The sequence below is a fragment of the Pseudonocardia yuanmonensis genome (genome assembly GCF_039542425.1).
Lineage (GTDB): Bacteria > Actinomycetota > Actinomycetes > Mycobacteriales > Pseudonocardiaceae > Pseudonocardia > Pseudonocardia yuanmonensis.
In genome coordinates this window covers 92,633-116,526 of record NZ_BAABIC010000017.1, presented here as the reverse complement: position 1 = coordinate 116,526, position 23,894 = coordinate 92,633, and the positions used below count along the sequence as shown (strand labels likewise).

Genomic DNA, 23,894 nt, shown 5'->3' with positions numbered 1-23,894 from the left:
CGTCGTCTGCACCGTGTCCCCTCGCGCGCCCGCGGGAGGCCCGAGCCCGAGACGACGAGGAGCGTGCACACCGTGGCCGAGGAGAACCTGATCGCCACCCTGACCGTCGCCGCGCCCACCGCGAGGGTGTTCGCGGTGCTGGCGGACCCGACGACCCATGCCAGGATCGACGGCACCGGCTGGGTGCAGGACGCCGTCGACCGGGCACCGCTGACCGAGCTGGGGCAGATCTTCCGGGTGGACATGTACCACCCCAACCATCCGGACGGTCACTACCGGATCGCCAACAAGGTCCGGGTGCTCGACCCGCCGCGCGCCATCGGCTGGCTGCCGGGGACGGAGAACGACGAGGGCCACCTGGAGTTCGGTGGCTGGACCTGGCGCTACGACCTGGCGCCGCTCGGTCCGTCCGAGACCGAGGTGACGTTGACCTACGACTGGTCCGCGGTGCCGCAGTTCATCCGGGATTACCTGCACTTCCCGCCGTTCGGCCCCGAGCACCTCACCAACTCGCTGCAGCACCTGGCCGCGCTCGCCACGCCGACGTCCCGTGCCGGGACGCCGGTCCGCGAGACACCTGCCGAGCGGTCGTAGCGGCCCACTGGTCGGCGTGCGGAGAGCACGGCGCGATACGCGGCGCGGCGCCGGTTGTTGTGCACACCGGTGCGCCCGGCCTCGTAGGCTGCGCCCGTGATCGAATCGACGTACCTCAGCGACACCCGCAGCGGCTACGACGCGATCGCACCCTCGTACGCGGAGACGTTCCGCTCCGAGCTGGACGACAGCCCGCTCGACCGCGCCATGCTCGCCGGCTTCGCCGAGCTCGTCTCCGACCGGCACCCGGACGGCCGGCTTATCGAGGTCGGTAGCGGGCCCGGCCACGTCGCCGCGTACCTGCAAAGCCTGGGGATGTCGATCCGCGGGATCGACCTGTCGGCGGCGATGGTCGATCTCGCCCGTCGCGAGTACCCCGACGTCACCTTCGACGTCGGCGAGATGGGCGCACTCGACGCGGCCGACGACAGCCTGGCGGGCCTCGTCGCCTGGTACTCGATCATCCACGTCCCCCCGGCACACCTGCCCCCGGTGTTCACCGAGTTCCACCGCGTCCTGGCGACCGGGGGCCACCTCCTGGTGGCCTTCCAGGTCGGCGACGACGTCGTGCACCACGACGAGGCCTTCGGCCACCAGGTCTCGCTGGACTTCCGCCGACTCCAGCCCTCCGCAGTGGCAGCCCTGCTCGACGAGGCCGGATTCGACCTCACCGCCGAGCTCGTGCGCGCCCCCACCCCGGCCTCCGCCGCCACGAAGATCCCGCAGGCCTGCCTCATCGCGTGCAAGCGCCCATGAGCCGTTCACCGGAGCGGAACCGGTGCGGCCGTCCGAAGGTCTTCGACGCCGAACGGAATATGCAGAATGCCCCAGGGCAATGCGCCGGGTCGCCGCTCCCGGAACCGGATATGCGAGCCCGGCGACCATTGATTCTTCGTAGCATTTGTAGTATTGTGCGGCAAGAATCTGTCAACCGGCTGATTCGACCTCTCTGCGAGCAATGCCGCTCACCGACTCCTTTCAGGAGCTTCACATGCCCGCCATCGACAACCTTCGTCAGCGCGGCACCGCTGCCAAGCAGTCGCTCGGTACGGCCCGCCAGTCGGCGACCGGCCTCGCGACCCGTGCACGCACCACCCTGCCCAGCGCCGCCAAGGCTCTGCCCGGCCAGGCCAAGCACCACGCCCAGCACCTGCCGTCGACCGTGGGCGACAAGCTGAGCGCCGTCAAGCATCTGCCGTTCCTGCTGGCCCGCGGTCTCAACCTCGTGTCCGCCCAGCTGCTCAAGCTCGACACCCGCATCCAGGAGCGCGACAAGCGCAAGCAGCAGGAGAGGGCCGCCGCTGCCACCGCGGCCGAGCAGGAGACCACGACGCCCGTCGGCGAGGCCGTTTCGCCCACCACCACGGCGAACCGCGAGGACGAGTCCTGACCACCTGACCGCGTAATGCCGCAACTCTTCCTCGGGCCGGTGGCGAATGTGCCCGGGTTGCTGCGACTGCCCTGAGCGTTGCACCGGCGCCGGCAATCTTCTCGATCTGCTCCTCGCCCATCGACGCGAAGTCTTGCTCACCACTCACCGAGAGTTGGTCTGTGCCGCCGAGCCTGACCATTTCGCAGAGCTGGAGGAACCGGGCCCCGATGCCTACTTCCACCTAATACTGCAACGGCAGTCACGGCGTGTCGTGCGGGGCCCCGGCGGTCCGCTCGGCACTGATCACGTCAGTGGACGTCGTGCGGGATCGTGGCGTCTCCCAGTGACGGAGGACTCGTGGTGGCCAGGATCCGATAGTCATGGGTCGAGGCGGTAGAAACGCCAGAAGTCGTGTTCGATGGGGAGGACGGTGACGGTGGAGAAGCCGGCCGCCCGCGCGTAGCGCCGTATCGTGTCCGGCCGGATCACCGTTCCCGTTCCGACCGAGGTCGGCCTGGTGAGACCCACGGGGAGACAGTGCAGGGCGCTGCAACCGTAGTTGAACCGCTCGAGCTCGTCACCGGGAGCGGTGAAGGTCTCCGCGACCTTCTCGTCCCCGACGAGTACCGCGCCGCCCGGGACGAGCAGGGCGGCCGCCGCATGCAGCGCCGCCACCGGGTCGTCCATGTCGTGCAGGGTCTCGAAGAAGGTGACCAGGTCGTACCGTCCGGCCAGCGCCGGGTCACCGGCGTCCCGGCAGGCGAAGTGAACCCGGTCGGTGAGGCCGGCGGCCAGGGCGTTGCGCCTGGCTTCGGTGATCGACGGCTCGTCGAGGTCGATGCCGTCGATCTGGGCGGCCGGGTAGGCGCGGCTCAGCGCGATGCTCGACCAGCCGCTGCCGCAGCCCAAGTCGGCGACCCGGGCGGGCTTGTCGGTCGCCCGTAGTCGCGCCTCGATGTCGGGCAGCGCCGGGACCCAGTCCGTCCCGAGCTGGTGGAGGAACATGGGCCGGTTGAGCCGTGCGATGCCGGTTCGGAGATCCTCGCCGTATGCCGCGTACGGCACCCCGCTGCCGGTCCGGAACGCCTCGAGCACTGCCGGAAGCGTCTGCCCGAGACTCACCACGAGCGAGGCGAGTGGCGCGAGGTAGTTGAGGCTGTCGGCGTCCGTCATGATCTCGGCGGCCTCTGCCGGCAGCCGGTAGCGCCGAGTTCTCGGGTCGCCGTCGTCGCTGACGACGTCGAGCAGGCCGGCGACCGCCTGCTGTTCGAGCCACTCACGTGCATAGCGCTCGGCGATCCCCGCGCCCACCGCCAGCTCGCCCGGGGAGGAATCGGGCATGGTCGCCAGGGCCGTGTAGAGGCCCAGCCGGTCGCCCACGTAGACGTGCATGATTTCCAGCGCGCCGATCGCCCCGAGGAAGAGCCGCTCGAGGACGGCCTCCCGGCGATCCGCACCAGGTGTTGTGGATGTGGTGCCCCCGGACATCCGGCTGCCCCCCTCGGCCCGGCCGGTGAAGGAGGCGACCCAGCGTCCTCGCCGCCCTGACGGCCGTCAAGACACCGTCGCCGCCGCAGTGTCGATGCTCCCCGGTTCCACGACACGCCGTGACTTGCCGTTGCAGTACTGACCGAGAGCTGCACGGCGCATTTACCGAGGGGGCACGACGCAGCCGGTATCCCTCGAACACCGGCGACGAGCAGTGTGCTCTGATCCAGCCGCTGCTGCCGGAGGTGAAAAGCCACCCGGACTGCCGGCCCCGTGATCTAGTGTCATGCCGGTTCAGCGGGCCTGGGTGCCTCGAACCGCGTGACCGGAGGAGTCGATGCCGGGATGACGGCAGGGCGACCGATGCCCACACAGGACGACGTGCTCGAGTACTTCACCGCGCTGTCGAACTGGGGACGGTGGGGCGACGACGACGAGCTCGGCACTCTGAACCACATCACCGACGACGTCCGGTTGGCGGCGGCGCGGGCCGTGCGCCACGGCCGGAGCGTGTCGTGCGCATGGGAGGTCGCCGTACCGGAAGACATGGAGCGGTCGACGACGACGTGCCCGTGCGCCGCCGACATGCCGGGTGCCGAGAACATGCCGGCGCCCGGCTTCCGCAACGACCGGCGCTGGGGCTTCTCGTCCGAGCGGCTCGGCATCACGTTCCACGGCAACACCCTCACCCACCTCGACTCGCCGTGCCACATCTTCTGGGACGGCACGATGTACAACGGGCGGTCGCACTCGTTGGTCGACGCCGCGACGGGATCGGCGTGGGCGGCCGTCACGGCGGCGGCGAACGGGATCATCACCCGTGGTGTCCTGCTGGACATCGCGAGGGTCCGCGATGTGCCGTGGTTGGAACCGGGGCAGGGTGTGTTTCCCGACGATCTCGAGGAGGCCGAGCGTCGCCAGGGTGTGCAGGTGCGATCCGGTGATGCGGTACTCCTGCGGACCGGCTACGGCCGCGTCCGGCACGAGACTGGTGAGGCCGGCGGTTTCACGCAGGCCGGCTGGCACGCGTCCTGCCTGCCGTGGCTGCACGAACGGGAGGTCGCGCTGATCGGCGCCGACACCCCCCAGGACGTGCAGCCGTCGGGGTACGACGACGTGTTGATGCCGGTTCACGCCGTGAGCCTCGTGGCGATGGGTCTGTGGCTGCTCGACAACTGCGACCTGGAGGGGTGCGCGACGACGGCTGCCGAGCTCGGCCAGTGGGACTTCCACCTCGCAGTCGCGCCGGTCCGCTTCGCCGGTACGTCCGGCAGCCCGGTCAACCCGATCGCCACGTTCTGACCGCGGGACTCGCGCCCGACGGTGTCGGCACCCGTCCCCGTCCGGGAGTCGATCAGCCTCGCGCCGGGCTGCGGGTCAGGCGATCCGCACCTGTTCGCGCGGGTTCGTCGGAGCCGATCTCCCTGTTCGTGCTGCCCGAACTCGTCAGCGGTGCGCCGACCGGCCGCGCGCCCCGCTCCCGCCACTGCCTCACCAGGCGCGGCACGAGCTCGGCGCCGACGGTGGCGACCGCGGCCCAGCCCAGGACGACCAGCCAGGCCAGGGGGTCCAGGGGCGTGCAGCCGAAGAACCGGCTCACTCCCGGCGTCTGCACGACCGCCGCGAGCACGACCAGGGAACCGGCGGCCGTCGCCAGCACCAGCGGGCTCCGCCGCCCGGCCCAGGCCGTCTGGCCGAGCTGGCTGGCGATCAGCGCGGCCAGCCCCATCGTGCTCGCCCTGCCCCGGAACCCGGTGAGCGAGCCCACCGCCCACGCGCCCGCGGCCCCGGCCGCGGTCGCGGCGCCGCGCACCAGCACCATCTGGCGCACCGATCGCGTGAAGCCGCGGTGCGGGCCGGCCAGCAGCACGTCCTGGAGCGGGTGCGCGGCCAGCGGCCCGCCGTCACCGTCGCCGCCGGTGCGGCGCGGCGACGCCACCGCGATGGCCAACGCCGGGAACATGTCGGTGAGCATGTTGACCAGCAGCAGCTGCCGGGTCCCCAGGGGCGACCGGCCGCCGAACGCAGTGCCGAGGACGGTGAAGGCGACCTCCCCGGCGTTGCCGCCCACGAGGACGGACACCGCGTCGCGCACCCTCGACCACATGGCCCGGCCCTCGGCGACCGCATCGACCAGCCGGGTCAGGTCGGCGTCGGTGAGCACCACGTCCGCGGACCTGCGCGCTGCCGGCGACTCGGTGCCCGTCACCGCGATCCCCACGTCGGCCAGGCGGATCGCGGCGGCGTCGTTGATCCCGTCACCGGTCATCGCGAGAGTGGCGCCGGCCCGCCGCAGTGCCGACACCAACGTCACCTTCTGTTCCGGGGACAGCCGGGCGAAGACGGCCGCCTCGCGCACGAGCGCGGTCCGCTCGGCTTCGGACGCCCGGGCGAGCTGCGCGCCGGTCACGACGCGGTCGGCGTCCGGGACACCGGCCCGTGCCGCGATCGCGCTCGCCGTCTCCGGGTGGTCGCCGGTCGCGACGACGACCCGGACCCCGGCGGCGCGCAGCTGCTCCACCGCCGTGGCCGTCGACCCTCGGACCGTGTCGGCGAGGGCGACGAACCCGCGCAGCGTCAGCTCCCGCGCCGTCTCGTCGAGGTCGTCCGGGCAGCCGTCGACCTGCCGGTCGGCCACGGCCAGGACGCGTAGCCCCTCGGCCGCGAGTGCGTGCGCGCGCTCCCGTGCGGCCCCCGCGCCGGTGCAGCGCCCCAGCACGACCTCGGGGGCGCCCTTCACGACGACCCGCCCGTCGCGCAGGGCGGCGGAGAACGCGCGCCCGGTGGCGAACGGCAGGCTCGTGTCCGGCTCCTGCGCGGCGGCCACGCCCCGCTCGGCGGCGGCGTCCAGGACCGCGCGGTCCGTCTCGTGAGCCTGACCGTCCCCGTTGCCCACGGCGGACGCGGCGAGCTGCAGCAGCTCGTCCTCGCCGATCCCATCGGCACCGTCCACCGGCACGAGCCGCACCACCCGCAACGTGTTCTCGGTCAGGGTTCCGGTCTTGTCGAAGCAGACGGTGTCGACCCGGCCGAGCGCCTCCAGCACCCGCGCGCTGCGCACGACCGTCCCGCGCCGGGAGAGCCGACGGGCGGCCGCCAGCTGTGCCACGGTCGCGACCAGGGGCAACCCCTCCGGGACCGCCGCGACCGCCACCGCGACGCCCGCCCGGACGGCCTCCCGCAGCGGGCGCCGCCAGAGCACCCCGAGCCCGGCGACCACGGCGCCGCCGGCCAGGGTCATCGGCAGGACCGCGCGGGTGAGTTCGCCGAGCCGGGCCTGCACCCCGACCGTGGGTGGCGCGGTTCCGGCCGCGGTGGCGGCCCGACCCGCCTGGGTCGCGTCACCGGTCGCCACGACCACCGCCCGCCCGCGGCCGGCCACCACGATCGTGCCGTCGAAGAGCATGCAGGTCCGGTCGGCGACGTCCGCCCCGGGGGTCGCCGTGGGCGACTTCGCGACTGCGAGCGACTCGCCGGTGAGGCTGGACTCGTCGACCTCCAGATCGCAGGCCTCGAGCAGGCGGAGGTCCGCCGGCACCACGTCCCCGGCCTCGACGAGCAGGACGTCCCCGAGACGCAGGGCGTCGGCCGGCACGTCCTCGCGGCCGCCGTCGACCTCGCGATGTGCGACCACCTCCTGCTGCATCAGCAGTGACTCGAGGGCCGTCTCCGCGCGCATCCGCTGGAAGCCGCTGATCACCGCGTTGACCACGGTGACCGCGCCGACGAGCACAGCGTCGGTGACCTCGCCGAGGATGGCGGTGGCCACCGCCCCGGTGCCCAGGACGGGCGTGAGCGGGTCCGACAGCTCGGCCACGACCGTGCGGGCGAAGCGCGCGGGCCGGCGGGTCCCGGGCCGTTCGGCTCGAGGCCGTCGGGGGTGCTCCTCGCCGCCCTGCGCGGATTGATCGGCCAGCCGGCGCAGGACCTGCTCGGGCTCGAGGGCGTGCCAGGGTGTCTGCACGGTCGGCGGGGGCGCCGGCTCGGCGTCGAGCCGCAGCGCGGCCCACGCCCCCCGCACCATCATCACCCCGGTCGCCGTCTTGCCGGGTGTCGTCGCCTTCCGCTGCCCGCGCCGCGGGTCGCCGACGGCGGCGAGCAGGGTTCCGAGCACGTTGCCGATGACCGCGCCGCCGACGGCCTGCGCGCTCACCTCCCGGGCCCGGCGGGTCGCGGCGACGACCCGGCAGGCGTCGGCCAGCCCGGGCCCGGTCACCAGGTCCGCACCCCACGCGGGAGCGCACCCGGGGCGGACCGGGGCGACGGCGACGTCCGCCGCCTGCAGCGCGGTACCGTCCACCGCGGACACGACGAGCACGCCGCGCCCCTGCTCCTGGAGCCGTCGCACGGTCTGGGCCAGCGGTTCGCCCGCGGGCGCGATCTCGTCCGCGAGGCCGGCGAGCTCGCGCGTCCCGGCGTGCTCGGTGAGCACCAACCGGTGACCGGCCGCGGCCACCGCCTTGAGCAGCGCCTCGGCGTGGCGGTCGAGCTCCGCCGCGACGGTCACCGTCCCGACCCGCAGGTCGCCGTCGAGCATTGACCGGACCACTCCACCGGGCCGGTCCGGTGACTCCTCGGGCGGGCCCAGCCACGCACCGGCCTTCCCGTCGGGGTCGGCGAGCAGGCGCGCCGCCGTCGCCCAGATCGCCCGCTCGTCCCAGTCGTCGGCCTCGGCGGTGGCCTGGAGCACGACCGGCGGACCGGTGCACAGCGCGTCCGAGTCCAGGACGACGGTGTCCACGCGGTCCAGCCTCCGATACGCGGAGCCGTCCATGGGCAGCACCCCGCGCCGACACATCAGCAGGTCGAGCAGGGTGGCGAACGCCTCCCGGCCCATGGTCGCCGTCCGGGGCGTCAGGGCCTTGAGCAGGTCCGCCGAGCGTCCGGGTTCGCGGGTCAGCCCGAGCAGGCCCAGGGCCGCCGGCAGCGAGGCGGGGTTCAGCCGGGACCGGTAGGACTCGATCGGCCCCGGCGGCAGCGGAACCGGTCGCTCCCCCGGTGGCGCGAGCGGCTCGCCCGGCCCCTCCGCCTCGTCGCGGCGGCACAACTCCGGCTCCCGCAGGCGCCAGACCTGCCGGCGCGCGTAGACCTCGAGCGCGCGCTCGACGGCGGCAACCGCGTTCAGCGCGGGAATGGCGGGGCTCTGTGTCAGGGCGTGCAGCAGCGCGCTCGTGCCACTGAACACCAGGTCGGTGCCGATCCGACCGATGCGCCGGGACAGTCGCTCGGTGATCCAGCCCTGCGAGTCGAGCAGGGCGAGCGCGAGCGTTGCGTGCCGGGGCAACGCGGGAATCGGGAGCAACTTCCCGGCCACGGCCACCCCGATCCCCGCCGTGTCGACGGCCGCCATGACGAGCGCGGCCAGCAGGGGTTCGAGATCGGCGGGGTGCTCGTCGTGACGGGGGAAGACCTGCCGTCCGCCGCGGGCCCGCTCGATCGCGGTCACCGCCGCGACGACGTCCTCGACCCCGACGCGCCGCTGGTCGAATGCGACGAGGACCCGGCCGGCGACGTCGTTCACCGTCGCCCACTCCACGCCCTCCAGACGCTCGAGCTGCCGGCGCAGGGCGCGCCGGCGCTCCGCACTGCCCTCGACGGCCGGCTCGGCGAGCTCGACGTGCGCGTGACCCCCGGAGACCCAGACACGGCGGTGGTGCCGCTCGTCCGCCGGCTCGAACATGCTCCGGGCTGCGTCCGCGGCCCGCGCCAATCGCCCGTCGGTGAACGGGTCGGACCCCGTCACCTCGGTGGCGACCCGCCTGACACCGGCTTCTGCGACGCTCCGCGCGAGCCCCAACGAGCCGCCGGCAACGGTGGCGGTGGCACCGGCGACCGCGCGGGTGGCCTTGGCCCCCACCGCCGCGGACCCCACGACCAGACCCGCGGTCAACCCGACCCCGGTCGCGGAGGCGGTCAAGGCCGCTCCTGCCGTCACGCGAGCGGCAGCAGCGAGGCGGGACAGCACCACCGGCCCTCCTTACCCGCGACGACGCACACAGGCCGATTACCCGCCCACACGGCCGACACTCTGGTCTCGACCCGACAAAGTCCCCCGGCACCCCCCATAACGCGCCCGATCGTCGACGACCGACCCCGCCACTCCGCCCCGCCGCGCGTCCCCGCGCACGGCTGCTCGGACACCCGCCCGACACCGAGCTCGACGCCAGGGCCGCGGCGGCTGCAGAAGTGGTGCGCCTGAACGAATTCGAACCCCCCGTTTTCGGTGAGTAGCCGGGCCGCGTCGGGCAGTGTCGCTCGCGCCTGTTGCTCACGAGCGAGGGCCGGAGGCTTCCCGTCGCGCGGGCTCGGCCGACCGGTCCGATTACCTCCGGGGCGTAGCGGGAAGACTCCTCCTAAAGCGCCAGTTCAAGGCGCGGTTTCTCGGCCGTCCGCAGGCCGCCCCCGACAGGGCAGCCGTAGGCATGCCCGCATTTCGGTGTCGGACACGCGAGGGAAGGAACTCGTTGTCGGGGCGATCCTGTGATCCCATTCGAAGCCGCGTCCGAGCCGGACCGTGAGCGATTCGCTGGATGTGGGAGGTGGGACATGCGGTTGTCGCTGCACCGGGTGAAGCCCGTCGACGACAGGCTGGTCACCGAGACGGGGGCCGATTTCGACGAACTGAGCTACAGCCGGTTCAAGCACGGCGGCGGCACGCAGGCCGAGCGCTATGGCCGGCAACTCGCCAGTGTCCTCCTTGCCACGCCCGCGGGAATCGCCGGGCGCGGCGAGCCGATCGTCATCGCGTCCGCCCCGTACAAGTACCTGCCGACCGCGTCGCACGAGTTGGCGCTCCAGATTCTCCGGGTCCTGAACACCGTCTCGGTCGAGTCGGGGCACCCGCCGGCCGAGATCGGAAAGCTGAGCATGTCGCGGGTGGACCGTGACAACTACGCCGAGCACGGCGTGTCCCGCCGCCGCGAACTGCTGGGGAAGGCCGGCCTCACCGCGGACGCCGTCGCCTTCGCCGGGCGCCACGTCCTGCTCGTCGACGACGCCCGCATCACCGGGCTGGCGGAGGAGACGGCCACCGACCTGCTCATGGCGGCCGGGGCGCGTACGGTCACTGCCCTCTACGTCCTCGAGATCGCCGACGGATGGGGTGCACGCCGCCCGGATCTGGAACACCGTGTCAACCACGCCTTCGTCCGCAACCTCACGTCGCTGCTCGAGGTCTACCGCTCGGAACGGTTCGTGCTCAACATCCGCACCTTGAAGTACGTGCTCGGCTGGCCGGATCACGGGGAGCTGACTGCCTTCTTCGGCCGCCTCACCCACGCCGAGCTGAACGCGATCCACGAGGCGGCGCTGCACACCGGCCCGCAATTCCGGCGCCACTACACGGAAGGGCTCAAACGGTTGCGGGCGGCGCTGGAGCAGGCCGCGCATGCCTGAAACGGCCGCTCTTCGCTGGCTACTACTGGACCTCGACGACACGTTGGTCGACACCCGAGGAGCGTGCCGGCGCGCCGGCATCGCAGCGGCGCAGGAACTCGGCCTTGTGGTCCCCACCGAGCGCGAGTTCCACGCCGTCTACGGGCGACGGCACTTCCCCGATTGCGTGGCGGCCTGGCACGGCCCCGGCCACTTCTCCCAATTCAACCGAATTTATCTGCGCGAGGTCCGCTACGCGCCGATCGGGGACGTGAGCGGCCTCCTCCGGCTGGCCAGGCGCCAGGGCTTGCGTACCGGGCTCATCACGAACAGCTCGACGGAGGAGGCCGGCCGCAAGCTGCGCGACGCCGCCGTCCCCGTTGCCGGCCTGGAGTTCATCTCCACCCCCGCGGACCAACCCGCCCGCAAGCCGGACAGCGTCGCCTTCAGCGCTGTGATGGAGCGGCACCGGATCGACCCCGCGGAGGCGCTCTACGTCAGCGACGATCCCGCCGACGGGCAGGGTGCCCGGGGTGCCGGCATGGCGTTCCGGGCCGTACTCACCGGAATCGCCACGGCGGCGGACTTCCGCTCCGCCGGCACGGCCGGACACGACGTGTTCGGCGACGTCCACCATGCCGTCGGTCCGCTGCTCGACGGGCGAAGGTGATCCGGGCCGCTGGACCGGTGCTACCCATGGCTGTCATGTGAGGCGTTTCTCGGACGGCGCTGCGTACAGATGCAGCCAGTCGCCGCTGCGGCTAAGAACTCGTTGAGGTGCCGTGGCCGGCATTGTTCCCAGGACGAGAGGAGTCGTGCAGTACGACGGCGGCGAGGCGCGGAATCAATCCATCGGTGCTGAAGCGGTACCCGAAGTCGGCGTACGCGGTCAGCTCCCGGTGAGCCAGCTCGCCGATCGGGCCGGGGAAGAGACGTCGGGCTAGCCGAGCCGCCGCACGATACCGGGATTTCTCGGGGAACGGGAGCTCGCTCGCATCGCCGGTGATCTCCGGTGGTGCGAGGAACAGCTTCATCGTCATCGTGCTCAACTCCTCGTCATGATGTCCTCGCCCGCAAGGCGACCCGCCCGGTGCGGAGGGGGCCGGGGGTGGCTCGGCGGCGCGATGGTTCTGCTGGGGACGACTCACGGTCGGGCCTCGAGGACCACATTGAACGGCGTGACAGCGACTTCCCGAACGGCCGTGAACCCGGCCGTCCGGATGACCTCCTCGAGGCGTGCACGTCCGGCTTGCGCGCCGAGCGCCGTTCCGCCGTCCTGCGCGAGCGCTGCGGGAGTGCAGATCATGGTGGAGGCGGCGTAGTAGAGGCGGCCGACGGGATGGAGGTTGTCCTCGATCCGGTCGCCCGCGCGCGGTTCGACGATCATCCACGCGCCGTCCGGCGCGAGGCTCTCGAGCACGTGTCGGGCCGCGGCGACCGGGTCGCCCATGTCGTGCAGGCAGTCGAAGCACGCCACGAGGTCGTACGTCCCGGCGTAGTCGACCGCGCTGGCGACCTCGAAGCGGACCCGGTCCGACACGTGGGCCTCGGCGGCCCGTCGTCGCGCGGCCTCGACGGAAGCGGGGTGGTAGTCGACGCCGACGAACGTCGAGTTCGGGTAGGCCGCGGCCATGATGATCGTGGAGGCGCCGTACCCGCAGCCGACGTCCGCGACCTGCGCGCCGGCCCGCAGTTTCGCCTCGATGCCGTCGAGGGCGGGGATCCAGGCCGGGACGAGGTTTGCCCGGTATCCGGCGCGGAAGAACCGCTCGGTTCCCTCGAACAGTCCTCGGCCGTGCTCGTGCCAGCCGACGCCCTTCCCGGTGCGGAACCCGTCGGCGATGCGCGGCGCGATCGCGAACACCGCCTTCGCGGCTTGGAACAGTCCGGGCAGGTAGACGGGGCTCGTTCGATCGGCGAGGACGTGCGCCTGCTCGGGCGGCAGCTCGAAGGTCTGTGCCGTCGTGTCGTACCTGACGAATCCGCTCGCGGCCTGCGCGCTGAGCCATTCCCTGATGTAGCGCTCGGCCGTGCCGGTCCGGCAGGCCAGCTCCTGCGGGGTCAGCGGCCCGGCGGCCAGCGCGTCGTAGAGCCCGAGCTCGTCGCCGATCGCGGTGAGGACGGCGTTGTACGCCGCCCCGACCTCCTGGACCACGAGACCCAGGAACTCCTCGAGCCGCGCTCCGTCGATCGTCCGTTCCATCGTCATCTCCTCGGCGTGGGGCGACAGTGCGCCAACCGGCCCGAGAGACGGTAGGGACGGCCCGTGCGCGGAGCGTCAAGCGAGCGTCAAGGCGGGTTCCCAGCCGCAAAGTGTGCGAGGACGATGTCGTGCATGCTCCGGGCCGGCCTGTTCGGGCCCCTGACGGTCGAGGTCGACGGCCACCCGGTGCCCCGGATCGCCGGGCTGAAGCCGCGCGCGCTGCTCGCGTGGCTGCTCCTCCACCCCGGCCCACACGCCCGCGGACGAGTGGCTGCCCAGTTCTGGCCGGATGTGCTGGACACCAGCGCACGTGCCTCGCTGCGCAGCGCGCTCTGGGTCGTTCGCGCCGCGTTGGAGGCGGCCGGCGGGTCGAACTACCTCGAGGCTGACCGAACAGGCGTCGGCATCACTGGTCACCTGCCCCGAACGGTGGATGCCGAGGCCTTCGACCGGCTCGGCCGCAGCGACAACCCGGCCGAGCTCGAGGAGGCCTACGTCCTCGCCCGAGAACCCCTGCTCGCCGACCTCGCGGACGACTGGGTGCTCGACGCTCGCGACGACTACCGGGAGCAGCTCGCCGGAGTGGCGCTCCGGCTGGCCGACGCCAAGGAGCAACGAGCCGAGCTGGGGGCGGCCGTGCACTGGACGCGGCGGGCGCTCGTTCACGTGCCGCTGCGGGAGTCGGTGCACCGAACCCTGATGCGGCGGCTCGCCGAGTCCGGAGAGCGTGCGGAGGCGCTGGCCGTTTACGAACGCTGCCGCGCCGTACTCGCGGCGGAGCTCGACACGCCGCCGTCCGCCGAGACGGAGCACCTCGCAGGTCTGCTTCGGAATGCTGCGCGAGCCGACGGCGCGCCACCGGTCGGCCCCCCGACGGGGAAGGGTGCCGGCCTGGCGATGGAGCAGCCTCACCCGCGCAGGCGAGTGACAGCTGGCGCCCTGCGTCAGACCGCTGCGGCCGGGTTCCCGCCACCCCCCGATCCCGGCGCCCATGCGGCGCTGTCCGTGCGGCCACCACGGGCAGGGCTCCCGCTCGCCGGCCGGGATCAGGAGCTCGACACGCTCGTCGCCTCCTGGGACGAGGCACGCCGAGGCAGGGGAGGTGTCGTGCTCATCAGCGGTGCTGCTGGGCTGGGAAAGACCCGACTGGCCACCGAACTCGCCACGCGTGCGGTTGCCGACGGGGCGCGGGTCGGAGCAGGGGCGGCGTACGAGCTGGCCGGAGCACCGCCGTTCGCCCTGTGGTCCGAGGCGCTACACGAGCTGATCGCACACGCCCCGGTCCCTCCGCCCGACGCCGCCTGGCCGTCCGACCTGGCACGCCTCTGTCGCGCCGTCGAACGGCAGTGGGGCCGACCCGCATCGCCCTCGGCGCCCGATCCGGAGCAGGAGCGGACCTGGCTGTTCGAGTCGGTCGCAGAGGCGTTCACCTGGTGCGCACGGGACCGGCCTCTGCTCGTCGTCCTCGACGATCTCCACCTCGCCGACCGGGCGAGCACCGCGCTGCTCGCCTACGTGGGTCGACGGCTGGCCCGCCGTCGCGCACTGCTCGTCATCACACGCCGACCCGCCACGACCGGTCAGCACCTCACTCTCGCGCTCGACGCGCTCGCCCGGGGTGCGGCACTCACCGTCGACCTCGCACTCGTCCCGCTCCGCTCGGCGGAGACGGCGCTCGTCGTCGACGCCGCCGCACCGGCGCTGCCCGTCGAGGTTCGGCGGCGAGTCGTCACCGCCGCCGAGGGCAATCCGCTGCTCGCACACGAGGCGGCTCGGGCCGCGGCGGCCGGACACGACCCGGCTTCCGGGTTGCGCGCTTGGGTGCGGGCGCCGCTGACCAGGCTTCCCGGATCGGCACGGCTGCTGGTCGACATCGCCGCCGCGGCCGGACGGCCCCTGGAGCCCGGGGCGGCGGGCGCCCTCGTGGGCGCCGAGCATCTCGCCGTGGCGTTGGACGCCGCCTGTCGGGAGGATCTGCTGGACGCCAGTGACGGCCGTGTTCGCTTCACCCACACGTTGATCCGCGATGCCTGCTACGCCGAGCTGACGCCCGCCCGGCGGGTGTGGCTCCACGGCCGGCTTGCCGACGTCCTCCAGGCCCGGCCGATGCGGGCCGTCGCGGAGGTCGCCCGTCACCTCGTCCTCGCCGAGCGCCCGGACGAGGCCCGCAGCTACCTCGTCGCCGCCGCCACGCAGGCGCGTGCGCTGGGCGCTCTCGACGAGGCCGCCGGCTTCCTCCGCGAGGCCGTGTCGATCGCCCCGGAGGCACCGGCCTCGGCCGCCGAGTTGTGGCTGGCGCTCGCCGAGACGGAGGCATGGCGTGGCAGCCGCGACGAGCACGACGCCGCGTTCGACCGGGCGGTGTCCGAGCTCGACGGGTCCCGCGAGCCGGCAGCGCTCGTCGGCGCGTACGTGAGCCGGGGGCGGTGCCTGCGGACCACCCTCTGCTACCCCCGCGACGCGCGCGCGGCCTACACCCGTGCCCTCGATCTGATCGAGACCGGCGAACTCGATCTGCCGGAACTACGGGCGCTCGCCCTCGCCGGCACGGCCTGGGTGGAGTCCGCGAGCGGCGACGTGACGCGCGGCCAGCAGCTGATCGCGACCGCGGAGACGCTGCCCGAGGTCGCCACCGACCCCACGCTGCGCGCGGAGCTCGTCCTCGCCCGCGGCATGGCGCTGCTGCGCTCCCGCCGATACGCCGAGGCCGAGCGCGAGAGCGAGAAAGCCGCGCAGCTCGCGAGCACCACCGGACGCGCCGACCTCGCCGATACCGCACTGATCCAAGCCGCCGTCGCCGCCGCGGCACGCGGGTCCGCGTCTCGTTCCCTCGAGCTCGCCGGCCGGGCAGTGCGCGGTCGGCGGAGCACGACGCTGGCCGCCACGGGACTAGCGATTCGCGCCTTCGTGCTGTCTCGGGCGGGGCGCCACGCGGAGGCCGGCCGGGCGGCCCGCGAGGAGGTCACCCTCCTGAAAGGCCTCGGCGACGCGACTCACGAGGCCACCGGCCAGTACGACATGGGCTGCGTCGCGCTGGCTGCCGGACACCACGACGAGGCGGTGGAGCGACTCTCCGCAGCGCTGCGGACCACCCCGAGCCGGTTCCCCCGCGCGCTCGCCCGACTCCGCCTCGCGGAGGCTCGCCTGCATACGGGCGACCCGGACGGGGCGGACGCCGAGCTCGCCCGGGTCCCGCTCGAGCCAGTCAGCCCAGCGGATCTCCCCGAGACCCTCGTCCCCCAGCTCGAGCGCCTCGAAGGGCTCGTCGCGGCCGCACGGGGTCGGCTCGGCCTGGCACTGCACCGACTGTCCTCGGCGGAAAGGGGTTGGCGGCGTCTGTTCACCGCGGCCGCACCCGACGACCCGTTCGCGACCAGCCTCGTCGCGCTCGGCCCCTCGAGGCTCGAGGTCCCCGTCGAGCCGGGCGTCGAACTGGGCCGTGTCCTCGCCGACCGGGCCCGAGTCCTCGTCGAGCGCGGACGATCTGGGGAGGCACGTGCCGCCGTCGACGAGGCATCCGCGCTCGCCGCTCGACTCGCCTACGACGGTTATCGCGACAGCTTGCAGCGAGTCGCGGAGATGGAGGTGTGAGCAGTGCAGATCATCGAGGAGCGCAGGCAATGCCGCGCACCAGCGGTCGAGGTGTGGAAACTGCTGCACGACCCGCTGCGCTTCACCGAGTGGTGGGCGGGTATCACCGGCGTCGAGGCGACCTCAGACGGAGCGATCCTCTACGCAGAGGCGCTGATGCCCGGAGTGGCCATTCCGGTTCGGGTGACCGCCGGACTCGATGGTGAACAGATGAGATTCGGCTGCATGATCACGGACGACGTGTACATCTGGACCCTGGAGCCACTTCCGGACGGCTGCAGCGTCAGCGTGCACGTGGATGTGGCGAGCGACGAGGACGAACGGGTGCATGCTCGGCGGGCCGAGATCGCCGCGTCATTGCCACGCCTCGTCGCCGCTGCCGAACACGCGGCGGAACGGGCGACCCGCTGCAACGACGACATGGACAACGTCACCACATAGGTGATCGCATGTCCCACCAGCTGGCGGGCAGCAGCAGGGAATGAGGTCCCGCTCGTACCGGCTGGGCCTTGGTCCAGCCCCAGGCCGTTCAGCTACTGCAAGTCACTGTCCCGGGCTCCGCTCGTGCACCCCGACGCGCAGCCCGAGGTCGTCCTGACGGGGTCCCCCGTGGGCCACGGCCTATGACGGTCATCCTCTGCGGGACGTGCGACAACTGGCTGGCCTCCGACTACGGACCCGTCAACTATGCCGATCAGCACGGAGCGACCCGGCTGGTCTGCGGCCAGTGCCCGTCGGTGAACGACCCTGCTCGGGCCGCGCAGGTGAGCAATGGCGGGTTCAGCAGGGGTTCCTGAGCGCGAGAACAGAGAGACGACGACGGTCGCCCAGGCCTCCACGCACCGCCAGCGTCATCGTCGGGTTACCGTGGTCGAGCCTGGTTCTCCGAAGTCGTCGGAGAGGAGCTGTCACCATGGGCGGAGCGGACGAGCTGCGGGATCCGCGACGGGCGGCGGACCGGCGCGACGCCGCGGCGACGGCTCGCGACGAGGCCGCCGAGCAGCGGGACACAGCCTCGCTGACCCGCGACGTTGAAGCCGGGGCCCGTGATCGGAACGCCCGGAGGCGGGACTCCGAGACCGCCTTCCGGCTGCACGACCTGGTCGAGCGGCTACGGCTGCTCCGCGGGGAGATTCTCGATCGACTCGACCGGCTCGACGCGGCTCCGCCTGGACGGGCGCCGCAAGAGCCGCACTCGGGCTTCCCGACGACGAGCGACGACGCGATGAACAGCGTCGAGGACCGGGCAGCGCTGGAAGCGCTGTTGGACGAGGTCGTCGCCGTGGTCAACCGGGAGGCGGCGGTCCAGGGTGCGGCGGCCGGGGACCGACGCAGGTCCGCTCGCGATCGACAGGCGGCGGCAGAGGACCGGCGGGCCTCGGCGGCAGACCGGGACCGGTCGGGCGCGGACCGCGAGGAGGCGGCCATCGACCGTGAGCAGGTCGACTACCGCACGAAACTCGGGCTTACCCAACGCGACCTGCACGCCAGCCGGGCGGGTGCCGCGCAAGCCGCCGAGGCCGTCGAACGTCTGCTGGCAGAGACCCGCGAACGCGTCGTGAAGAGCAAACGCCTTCTCACGCGCCTACCGGATCCGCCGTCAAGCCCGAAACGACGCGACGACCAGACCGGATGAGCCGGCGCGAGCGCCACTCGCGTCCGCAGACGCTCAGGCTCGCGTCAGCGCCGCCGCTACCGCCTCGCCATACCCGGCTCCGCGCGCCCCAGCTGCGACGTACTCATCGGGCGACGGGGCGACACGCCTCGAAAGGCTGTTCACCTGACACTACGCGCACCACCCGACGGTGCGGTCCTCCCCGCGAAGCGTGGTGACCGGGTCAGCGCGCCCGGCCGTCACCAGCGCCGAGACCGAGCATGTCGAGCAGCTCGCGACAGTCGACTGCGTCCGTGGCCCCGTCGGCGAGTTCCGGAGCAGATCGGACGGATCGGGAACACACGGGCCGGGTGCGCCGTTGAGCAGAGAGGTCGTTCGGTTTTCGAGGTTCGTGTCCTGCACGCTCGCGAGAACAAGCGGTGGATCGGTGGGACGACGTCACGAGGACGTCGTCGACCCCGTTCACCAGGGTCGGCCGGGCCCCCGCACCGTGCGGAAGGACCCAGGACCTGCGAGGAGCAGCACATGGCACAGGGAACCGTGAAGTGGTTCAACGGCGAGAAGGGCTTCGGCTTCATCCAGCAGGACGGCGGGGGAGCCGACGTCTTCGTCCACTACTCTGCGATCGAGGCCAGCGGCTTCCGCAGCCTCGACGAGGGTGCACGCGTGGAGTTCGAGGTCGGCCAGGGTCAGAAGGGCCCCCAGGCCACCGGCGTGCGCGTGCTCTGACGCACGAGCACGTCCCCGTCTTCGGCAGGAGCCCGCGTCCCGTCTGGGAGGCGGGCTCTCGTCGTCTCCACAGCCCCTGGCAGGAGCCTTCTGGTGTGGCGTCCCAGTCGGCCGGAGCTGTCCGCTGCGCATCGGAGCGTGCAGCAAACCTGCTCACGGTTGGCCACGGATCGTTCGCCCCTGGCCGGCAACGGCGTTGGCGCGCATGTTCGGGGTGTGGAGCGGCAGACCCTGCACGACGAGATGGAGGCAGCGCGGCTCACCTTCGTCCGGCTGGCAGCCGGCGCGGGACACGCGGAGCTTCGTCGACGTTCGTCAGGCACGCGGTGGACGAACCGGCAACTGCTGTTCCACATGGTGCTCGGCTACCTGATCATCCGAGCGCTCGGCAATCTGGTCCGGCTGTTCAGCCGGCTCCCTCGCAGCGCAAGTCGCCGATTCGCAGCCGTGCTGAACGCCGCGACCCCGCTGTTCGACCAGATCAACTACGTGGGCTCGTGGGCGGGTGGTCAGGCGCTGACGCCAGCTCGAATGTGTCGCCTGCTCGATCGGACCGTGGCGGCACTGCACCGACGGCTCGACGTCGAGTCGGAGAGGGACCTCGCTCGTGGAATGCACTACCCGACGCGCTGGGACCCGTTCTTCCACGACTTCATGACCCTCGCCGAGGTCTACCACTTCCCCACCCAGCACTTCGACTTCCACCGGCGCCAGCTCACGCTTGGTGTGGCCTCTGCTCCCGAACAGGGGCCAGAGTCAGGATCGTGAGGCGGTCGGGGTCGGCTGCCGCTCGCAGCATCGGGCGGCGCGCAGGACCCCGGTCGCGCAGTAGAGCGGTGACGACATAGCTCGCGTCGCGCCCGACCCCGCGCAGGGTCGCGGAGGCGAGGCTGCGCTGCCACTCGAGACCGACGTAACCGAGCCCGGGATGTGTGGGTGCGGCGGGCAGGGGTCAGCGGCCCGGCGGCCTGGCGGCGGCGGGCTCGGTTGCGGCAGTGGTTGGTCAGGCGGGGTCGGTGGCGCGGCGGCGCTCGAGGAAGACGGTGTCGCGCCACACGCCGTGGTGTCGGCCGATGCGTTCGCGTAGGCCGAGGGTGCGGTAACCGGCGGACTGATGCAGGGCGATCGAGGCACGGTTCTCGGGGAAGATCGCGGTCTGCAGGGTCCACAGCCCGGCGGCGTCGGCGGCGGTGACCTGCTTGTGGATCAGCGCCGTGCCGACGCCGCGCCCGCGCATGCCCTCGGCGACGTAGATCGAGCTCTCGGCGACCCCGGCGTAGACCGGGCGGGCGGAGACCGGAGCGAGGGCGGTCCAGCCGACGACCTGGCCGTCGAGTTCGGCGACCCAGCGGTGCTCGGGCAGCCACCTGCGGTCGAGCTCGCGCCGCTCGGGGACCTCGGTCTCGAAGGTGGCGTCGCCGGTGGCGATGCCCTCGGCGTAGATGCGCCGTACCGCGGACCAGTCCCCGGCCTGCATCGGGCGGACGGTGACGTCGACGGGGAGGTCGGTGGGGCAGCACGGGCGCGGTCCGAGCATGCCCATCACCGCGTCCGCGGCGTGCGGCAGGCCCGTGCAGCAGGCCGGGTTGACCGAGACCAGGGTGGCGGTCTTCTCCTTGCGCAGGGCCACGAATCCGACGTCGGCGAGCTTGCGCAGGTGGTGGGAGCAGGTGGACTGGGAGATCCCGAGCTGCTCGGTCAGCTCCCCCACCGTGACCTCCCGCCCGGCCACGGCGATCGCGTGCAGCAGCCGCACCCGGGTCGGCTCGGCGAGGCAGGCGAACCAGTCGGCATAGGTCGCCGCGTCGTGTGGAGACAGCTGCGTCGCGGCCGGGTTCGAGACGTCCGACAGCGGCAGCACCATGCCCGGGGTCGCCGGGGCCGTGGAGGACACGCTCGCACTCATGGCACCAGATTATCGACCCACATCGATGGTTGCGTCAATCGAGCGTCGTCGATACAGTCCTGGCCGACGCATCGACAGCCGTCGATGAAACAGCCGTCGAGGGACGACGCTGGAGCTGCTGTGGGAGGTCGTGATGAGCGAGAACACGCTGCCGGTAGTGGTAGTGGGGGCCGGGCCGGTCGGGCTCGCGGCCGCCGCGCATCTGCTCGACCGGGGACTGGAGCCGCTGGTCCTGGAGGCCGGGGAACAGGCCGGGGCGCATGTGCGGGAGTGGCACAGCGTGCGGCTGTTCTCCCGCTGGGGTGAAGTGGTCGACCCGGTGGCGGAGAAGCTGCTCGCGCCAACCGGCTGGACGCACCCGAACCCGGACAGTTATCCGACCGGGCAGGAGTGGGCGCAGCAGTATCTGCAGCCGCTGGCCGAGGTCCTCGGGGAGCGGGTGCGGTTCGGCGCCCGGGTGGTCGGGGTGGCCCGGCGCGGGCGGGACCGGGTGGTCGACGCCGGGCGTGAGTCCGAGCCGCTGTCCGTGCACGTGCAGACCACGGCGGGAGAAGAGCGGATCCTCGCCCGCGCGGTGGTGGACGCGTCCGGGACCTGGGCGTCGCCGAACCCGCTGGGCGCGGACGGGCTCCCGGCGCTCGGGGAGCGTGCCGCGGCCGCCCGGATCGCCTACCAGGTGCCGGACCTGGCCGACCCGGACGTGCGGGCCCGCTACGCCGGCAAGCGGGTCGCGGTGGCCGGCAGCGGGCACTCCGCGCTGACCGCGCTGGTCGCCTTCGCCGAGCTGGCCGAGGCCGTGCCGGGCACCCACGTGGACTGGCTGCTGCGCCGCGGCGAGGTCGGGAACACCTTCGGCGGCGGTGACGCCGACCAGCTGCCCGCCCGCGGAGCCCTCGGCCGGCGCGCCGCCACGGCGGTCGAGGCCGGGCACATCACCACCGTGACCGGGTTCCGCACCACCGCGGTCGAGCAGACCGACGCCGGGCTGGTGCTCGAGTCCCTCGACGGGCGCCGGCTCGCCCCCGTCGACGAGGTCGTGGTGCTGACCGGGTTCCGGCCGGACCTGTCCTGGCTGTCCGAGGTCCGCCTGGACCTGGACCCGACGCTGCAGGCCGCCCGCGCGCTTGCCCCGTTGATCGACCCGAACGTGCACTCCTGCGGCACCGTCTACCCGCACGGCGCCCGCGAGCTCGCCCAACCCGAGCCCGGGGTGTTCCTGGTCGGGATGAAGTCCTACGGCCGCGCCCCGACGTTCCTGGCGATGACCGGCTACGAGCAGGTCCGCTCCGTCGCCGCCGCGATCGCCGGCGACCACGAGGCCGCCGAGCGGGTCGAGCTCGTCCTGCCCGAGACCGGGGTGTGCGGCGGGGCGGGGCTGTTCGACGACCCCGGGGCCGCCACCGCGACCGCCACCGCGACGACCGCCACCGCGGCCTCGGAGGGCGGGTGCTGCGGGCCGGCCGAGCCGGTCGGGGTGACGATCAGCCCGACCCAGGTCACCCTGAACGACTGACCGCTGTCCGTCCCGGCGCGGCCACAGCCACACCTCGCCCGTCATCCCTCGCCAGTCAGCGGGCGATCTGGCCGCGCCGGGCCTGCCGAAAGGCCACCGCGATGCCGACCGAGGAGACCACCACCGCACCCACCTCGTTGAGCACGGGCGGGCTGCGCCGGGTGCTGGTCGTGCTGTGCGTGACCGAGATCGTCAGCTGGGGCGTGCTCTACTACGCCTTCCCCGTGCTGGCCCCGTCCATCTCCGCCGACACCGGCTGGTCGGTCTCCACGATCACCGCCGGGTTCTCCACCGGGCTGGTCGTCTCGGCGCTGGTCGGGATCCCGGCCGGGCGCTGGCTGGACCGGATCGGGCCTCGCCCGCTCATGACCGTCGGCTCGATCCTGGGCGTGCCCGCGGTGGTGGGGATCGCGCTGGCGCCGAACCTGCCGTTGTTCTTCGCCGCCTGGGTGCTGGCCGGGGTCGCGATGGCCGGCACCCTCTACCCGCCCGCGTTCGCCGCGCTGACCCGCTGGTGGGGACCCCGGCGAGTCCGGGCGCTCACCGCCCTGACCCTGCTCGCCGGGCTGGCCAGCACGATCTTCGCGCCGCTGACCGCGGCCCTGCTCGGCGGCCTGGGCTGGCGGCACACCTACCTCGCCCTCGCGGTCATCCTCGCCGCGATCACGATCCCCGCGCACCTGTTCGGGCTGCGCGGCCCGTGGCCCGCCCCCGACCACACCGAGCACCACGGCACCGAGCACGCCCCGCGCGACGTGGTGCGCAGCCGGGCATTCCTGCTGCTGGTGCCGGCGATCGCGCTGGGCACGTTCGCCGCGTTCGCGGTCGTGGTCAACCAGGTCCCGCTGCTGATCGAGCGCGGCCTGTCGACCTCCGACGCCGCCTGGGCGCTCGGGCTCGGCGGGCTCGGCCAGGTCCTCGGCCGACTCGGCTACGGCCGGCTCACCACCGCGCTGTCGGTGCGGGCCCGGGCCGTGGTCATCCTCGCCCTGTCCGCCGCGGCGACCCTGCTGCTCGGGCTGCTGCCCGGCCCCGAGGTGCTGCTCATCGCCGCGGCGATGCTCGCCGGCGCCGCCCGCGGGGTGTTCACCCTGCTACAGGCCACCGCGGTCAGCGACCGCTGGGGCGCCGCCCACTACGGCCGGCTCAACGGGCTGGTTTCAGCCCCCTCGATGATCGCCACCGCCCTCGCCCCCTGGGCGGGTGCCGCGATCGCCGTCGCCCTCGGCGGCTACCCCGGCGTGTTCGTCCTGCTCGCCGGGATCGCCGGCCTGGCCGCGCTTCTCGCCGTCGGCACCGTCCCCCGCCGCAGGGGCTCCGACCCATCCGTGCCCCGACACCTCGACGTCTCGTCCACGAGGCCGCACTCTGCGGCCGGCCCGGACGAGGTGGATCAACGCTGATCCGACCAGGAGGTGCAGCCATGTTCCAGAACACCACCACACCCAGTGGCACGCCGGGCGTCGCAACCGACCCGGCCCTCCGTGCCCGCGTCCGCACTCCCGATGC

18 protein-coding genes and 1 pseudogene are annotated in these 23,894 nt (G+C 72.9%); 13 read left to right on the top strand and 6 right to left on the bottom strand.

What is annotated here, in order from left to right; genetic code table 11:
• Positions 1–72 precede the first annotated feature (72 nt).
• The 3 genes from ABD990_RS23620 to ABD990_RS23610 all read left to right on the top strand — a co-directional run bounded on the left by ABD990_RS23620 (position 73) and on the right by ABD990_RS23610 (position 1,984).
• Positions 73–594, top strand: coding sequence for an SRPBCC family protein (locus tag ABD990_RS23620; RefSeq protein ID WP_345382914.1), 522 nt, complete (start codon positions 73–75; stop codon positions 592–594).
• Positions 595–690: 96 nt separating this feature from the next.
• The gene (locus tag ABD990_RS23615) at positions 691–1,350 is read left to right on the top strand and encodes a class I SAM-dependent DNA methyltransferase (protein WP_345382913.1); all 660 of its coding nucleotides are present in this window, start codon (positions 691–693) and stop codon (positions 1,348–1,350) included.
• Between the two features lie 235 nt (positions 1,351–1,585).
• A complete protein-coding gene (locus tag ABD990_RS23610) occupies positions 1,586–1,984 on the top strand; it encodes a hypothetical protein (protein WP_345382912.1) in 399 nt (132 codons plus the stop codon).
• 360 nt (positions 1,985–2,344) lie between these two features.
• On the opposite strand, the gene ABD990_RS23605 is transcribed toward ABD990_RS23610, so the two are convergent.
• Positions 2,345–3,358 (bottom strand): class I SAM-dependent methyltransferase, encoded by a 1,014-nt coding sequence (locus tag ABD990_RS23605; protein WP_345382911.1) that lies wholly within the window; start codon positions 3,356–3,358, stop codon positions 2,345–2,347.
• A 459-nt stretch (positions 3,359–3,817) separates the two neighbouring features.
• On the opposite strand from ABD990_RS23605, the gene ABD990_RS23600 reads away from it, so the two are divergent.
• Positions 3,818–4,756, top strand: coding sequence for a cyclase family protein (locus tag ABD990_RS23600; RefSeq protein WP_345382910.1), 939 nt, complete (start codon positions 3,818–3,820; stop codon positions 4,754–4,756).
• Positions 4,757–4,808: 52 nt separating this feature from the next.
• Here ABD990_RS23600 and ABD990_RS23595 read toward each other — a convergent pair whose 3' ends face one another.
• Positions 4,809–9,371, bottom strand: a complete 4,563-nt coding sequence (locus ABD990_RS23595) for an HAD-IC family P-type ATPase (protein WP_345382909.1) — start codon at positions 9,369–9,371, stop codon at positions 4,809–4,811.
• A 629-nt stretch (positions 9,372–10,000) separates the two neighbouring features.
• Here ABD990_RS23595 and ABD990_RS23590 point away from each other — a divergent pair.
• Both ABD990_RS23590 and ABD990_RS23585 read left to right on the top strand, forming a co-directional pair.
• On the top strand, positions 10,001–10,849 hold the full coding sequence (locus ABD990_RS23590) for a phosphoribosyltransferase family protein (protein ID WP_345382908.1): 849 nt from the start codon (positions 10,001–10,003) through the stop codon (positions 10,847–10,849).
• On the top strand, positions 10,842–11,498 hold the full coding sequence (locus tag ABD990_RS23585) for an HAD family hydrolase (RefSeq protein WP_345382907.1): 657 nt from the start codon (positions 10,842–10,844) through the stop codon (positions 11,496–11,498). The genes ABD990_RS23590 and ABD990_RS23585 overlap by 8 nt, the downstream gene beginning before the upstream one ends.
• 91 nt (positions 11,499–11,589) lie before the next feature.
• On the opposite strand, the gene ABD990_RS23580 is transcribed toward ABD990_RS23585, so the two are convergent.
• Together ABD990_RS23580 and ABD990_RS23575 are read right to left on the bottom strand one after the other, a co-directional pair.
• Positions 11,590–11,868 carry a hypothetical protein gene (locus ABD990_RS23580; RefSeq protein ID WP_345382906.1) on the bottom strand — a complete coding sequence of 93 codons (279 nt, stop codon included), beginning with the start codon at positions 11,866–11,868 and terminating at the stop codon, positions 11,590–11,592.
• Positions 11,869–11,972: 104 nt separating this feature from the next.
• Positions 11,973–13,031: a class I SAM-dependent methyltransferase gene (locus ABD990_RS23575; RefSeq protein ID WP_345382905.1), complete on the bottom strand. Its 1,059-nt coding sequence runs from the start codon at positions 13,029–13,031 to the stop codon at positions 11,973–11,975.
• 63 nt (positions 13,032–13,094) lie between these two features.
• On the opposite strand from ABD990_RS23575, the gene ABD990_RS23570 reads away from it, so the two are divergent.
• From ABD990_RS23570 to ABD990_RS23550, 5 genes are all read left to right on the top strand, one after another.
• Complete coding sequence (locus ABD990_RS23570) at positions 13,095–16,622, top strand: ATP-binding protein (protein WP_345382904.1); 3,528 nt, start codon at positions 13,095–13,097, stop codon at positions 16,620–16,622.
• A 3-nt stretch (positions 16,623–16,625) separates the two neighbouring features.
• Positions 16,626–17,063, top strand: coding sequence for an SRPBCC family protein (locus tag ABD990_RS23565; RefSeq protein WP_345382903.1), 438 nt, complete (start codon positions 16,626–16,628; stop codon positions 17,061–17,063).
• Between the two features lie 472 nt (positions 17,064–17,535).
• The gene (locus ABD990_RS23560) at positions 17,536–18,258 is read left to right on the top strand and encodes a hypothetical protein (protein WP_345382902.1); all 723 of its coding nucleotides are present in this window, start codon (positions 17,536–17,538) and stop codon (positions 18,256–18,258) included.
• Positions 18,259–18,762: 504 nt separating this feature from the next.
• Positions 18,763–18,966, top strand: coding sequence for a cold-shock protein (locus ABD990_RS23555; protein WP_345382901.1), 204 nt, complete (start codon positions 18,763–18,765; stop codon positions 18,964–18,966).
• Between the two features lie 216 nt (positions 18,967–19,182).
• Entirely contained in the window at positions 19,183–19,734 is a 552-nt protein-coding gene (locus ABD990_RS23550; RefSeq protein WP_345382900.1) for a DinB family protein, read from the top strand.
• Between the two features lie 55 nt (positions 19,735–19,789).
• On the opposite strand, the pseudogene ABD990_RS23545 reads toward ABD990_RS23550, so the two are convergent.
• Both ABD990_RS23545 and ABD990_RS23540 read right to left on the bottom strand, forming a co-directional pair.
• A pseudogene (locus tag ABD990_RS23545) lies at positions 19,790–19,900 on the bottom strand (FAD-dependent oxidoreductase); the annotation flags it as partial.
• Positions 19,901–19,969: 69 nt separating this feature from the next.
• A complete protein-coding gene (locus ABD990_RS23540) occupies positions 19,970–20,830 on the bottom strand; it encodes a helix-turn-helix domain-containing GNAT family N-acetyltransferase (protein ID WP_345382947.1) in 861 nt (286 codons plus the stop codon).
• 175 nt (positions 20,831–21,005) lie between these two features.
• On the opposite strand from ABD990_RS23540, the gene ABD990_RS23535 reads away from it, so the two are divergent.
• Positions 21,006–22,385 carry an NAD(P)-binding domain-containing protein gene (locus ABD990_RS23535; protein ID WP_345382899.1) on the top strand — a complete coding sequence of 460 codons (1,380 nt, stop codon included), beginning with the start codon at positions 21,006–21,008 and terminating at the stop codon, positions 22,383–22,385.
• Between the two features lie 101 nt (positions 22,386–22,486).
• Positions 22,487–23,788, top strand: a complete 1,302-nt coding sequence (locus ABD990_RS23530; protein ID WP_345382898.1) for an MFS transporter — start codon at positions 22,487–22,489, stop codon at positions 23,786–23,788.
• Positions 23,789–23,894: the final 106 nt, after the last annotated feature.

What these genes read in the sequence shown, in the direction of transcription:
- ABD990_RS23610 (WP_345382912.1), top strand. Translation starts at nt 1,586, where the DNA reads ATGCCCGCCATCGACAACCTTCGTCAGCGCGGCACCGCTGCCAAGCAG.
- ABD990_RS23605 (WP_345382911.1), bottom strand. Translation starts at nt 3,358, where the DNA reads ATGCACGTCTACGTGGGCGACCGGCTGGGCCTCTACACGGCCCTGGCG.
- ABD990_RS23600 (WP_345382910.1), top strand. Translation starts at nt 3,818, where the DNA reads ATGCCCACACAGGACGACGTGCTCGAGTACTTCACCGCGCTGTCGAAC.
- ABD990_RS23590 (WP_345382908.1), top strand. Translation starts at nt 10,001, where the DNA reads ATGCGGTTGTCGCTGCACCGGGTGAAGCCCGTCGACGACAGGCTGGTC.
- ABD990_RS23585 (WP_345382907.1), top strand. Translation starts at nt 10,842, where the DNA reads ATGCCTGAAACGGCCGCTCTTCGCTGGCTACTACTGGACCTCGACGAC.
- ABD990_RS23580 (WP_345382906.1), bottom strand. Translation starts at nt 11,868, where the DNA reads ATGACGATGAAGCTGTTCCTCGCACCACCGGAGATCACCGGCGATGCG.
- ABD990_RS23575 (WP_345382905.1), bottom strand. Translation starts at nt 13,031, where the DNA reads ATGGAACGGACGATCGACGGAGCGCGGCTCGAGGAGTTCCTGGGTCTC.
- ABD990_RS23560 (WP_345382902.1), top strand. Translation starts at nt 17,536, where the DNA reads ATGGGCGGAGCGGACGAGCTGCGGGATCCGCGACGGGCGGCGGACCGG.
- ABD990_RS23555 (WP_345382901.1), top strand. Translation starts at nt 18,763, where the DNA reads ATGGCACAGGGAACCGTGAAGTGGTTCAACGGCGAGAAGGGCTTCGGC.
- ABD990_RS23540 (WP_345382947.1), bottom strand. Translation starts at nt 20,830, where the DNA reads ATGGTGCTGCCGCTGTCGGACGTCTCGAACCCGGCCGCGACGCAGCTG.
- ABD990_RS23535 (WP_345382899.1), top strand. Translation starts at nt 21,006, where the DNA reads ATGAGCGAGAACACGCTGCCGGTAGTGGTAGTGGGGGCCGGGCCGGTC.
- ABD990_RS23530 (WP_345382898.1), top strand. Translation starts at nt 22,487, where the DNA reads ATGCCGACCGAGGAGACCACCACCGCACCCACCTCGTTGAGCACGGGC.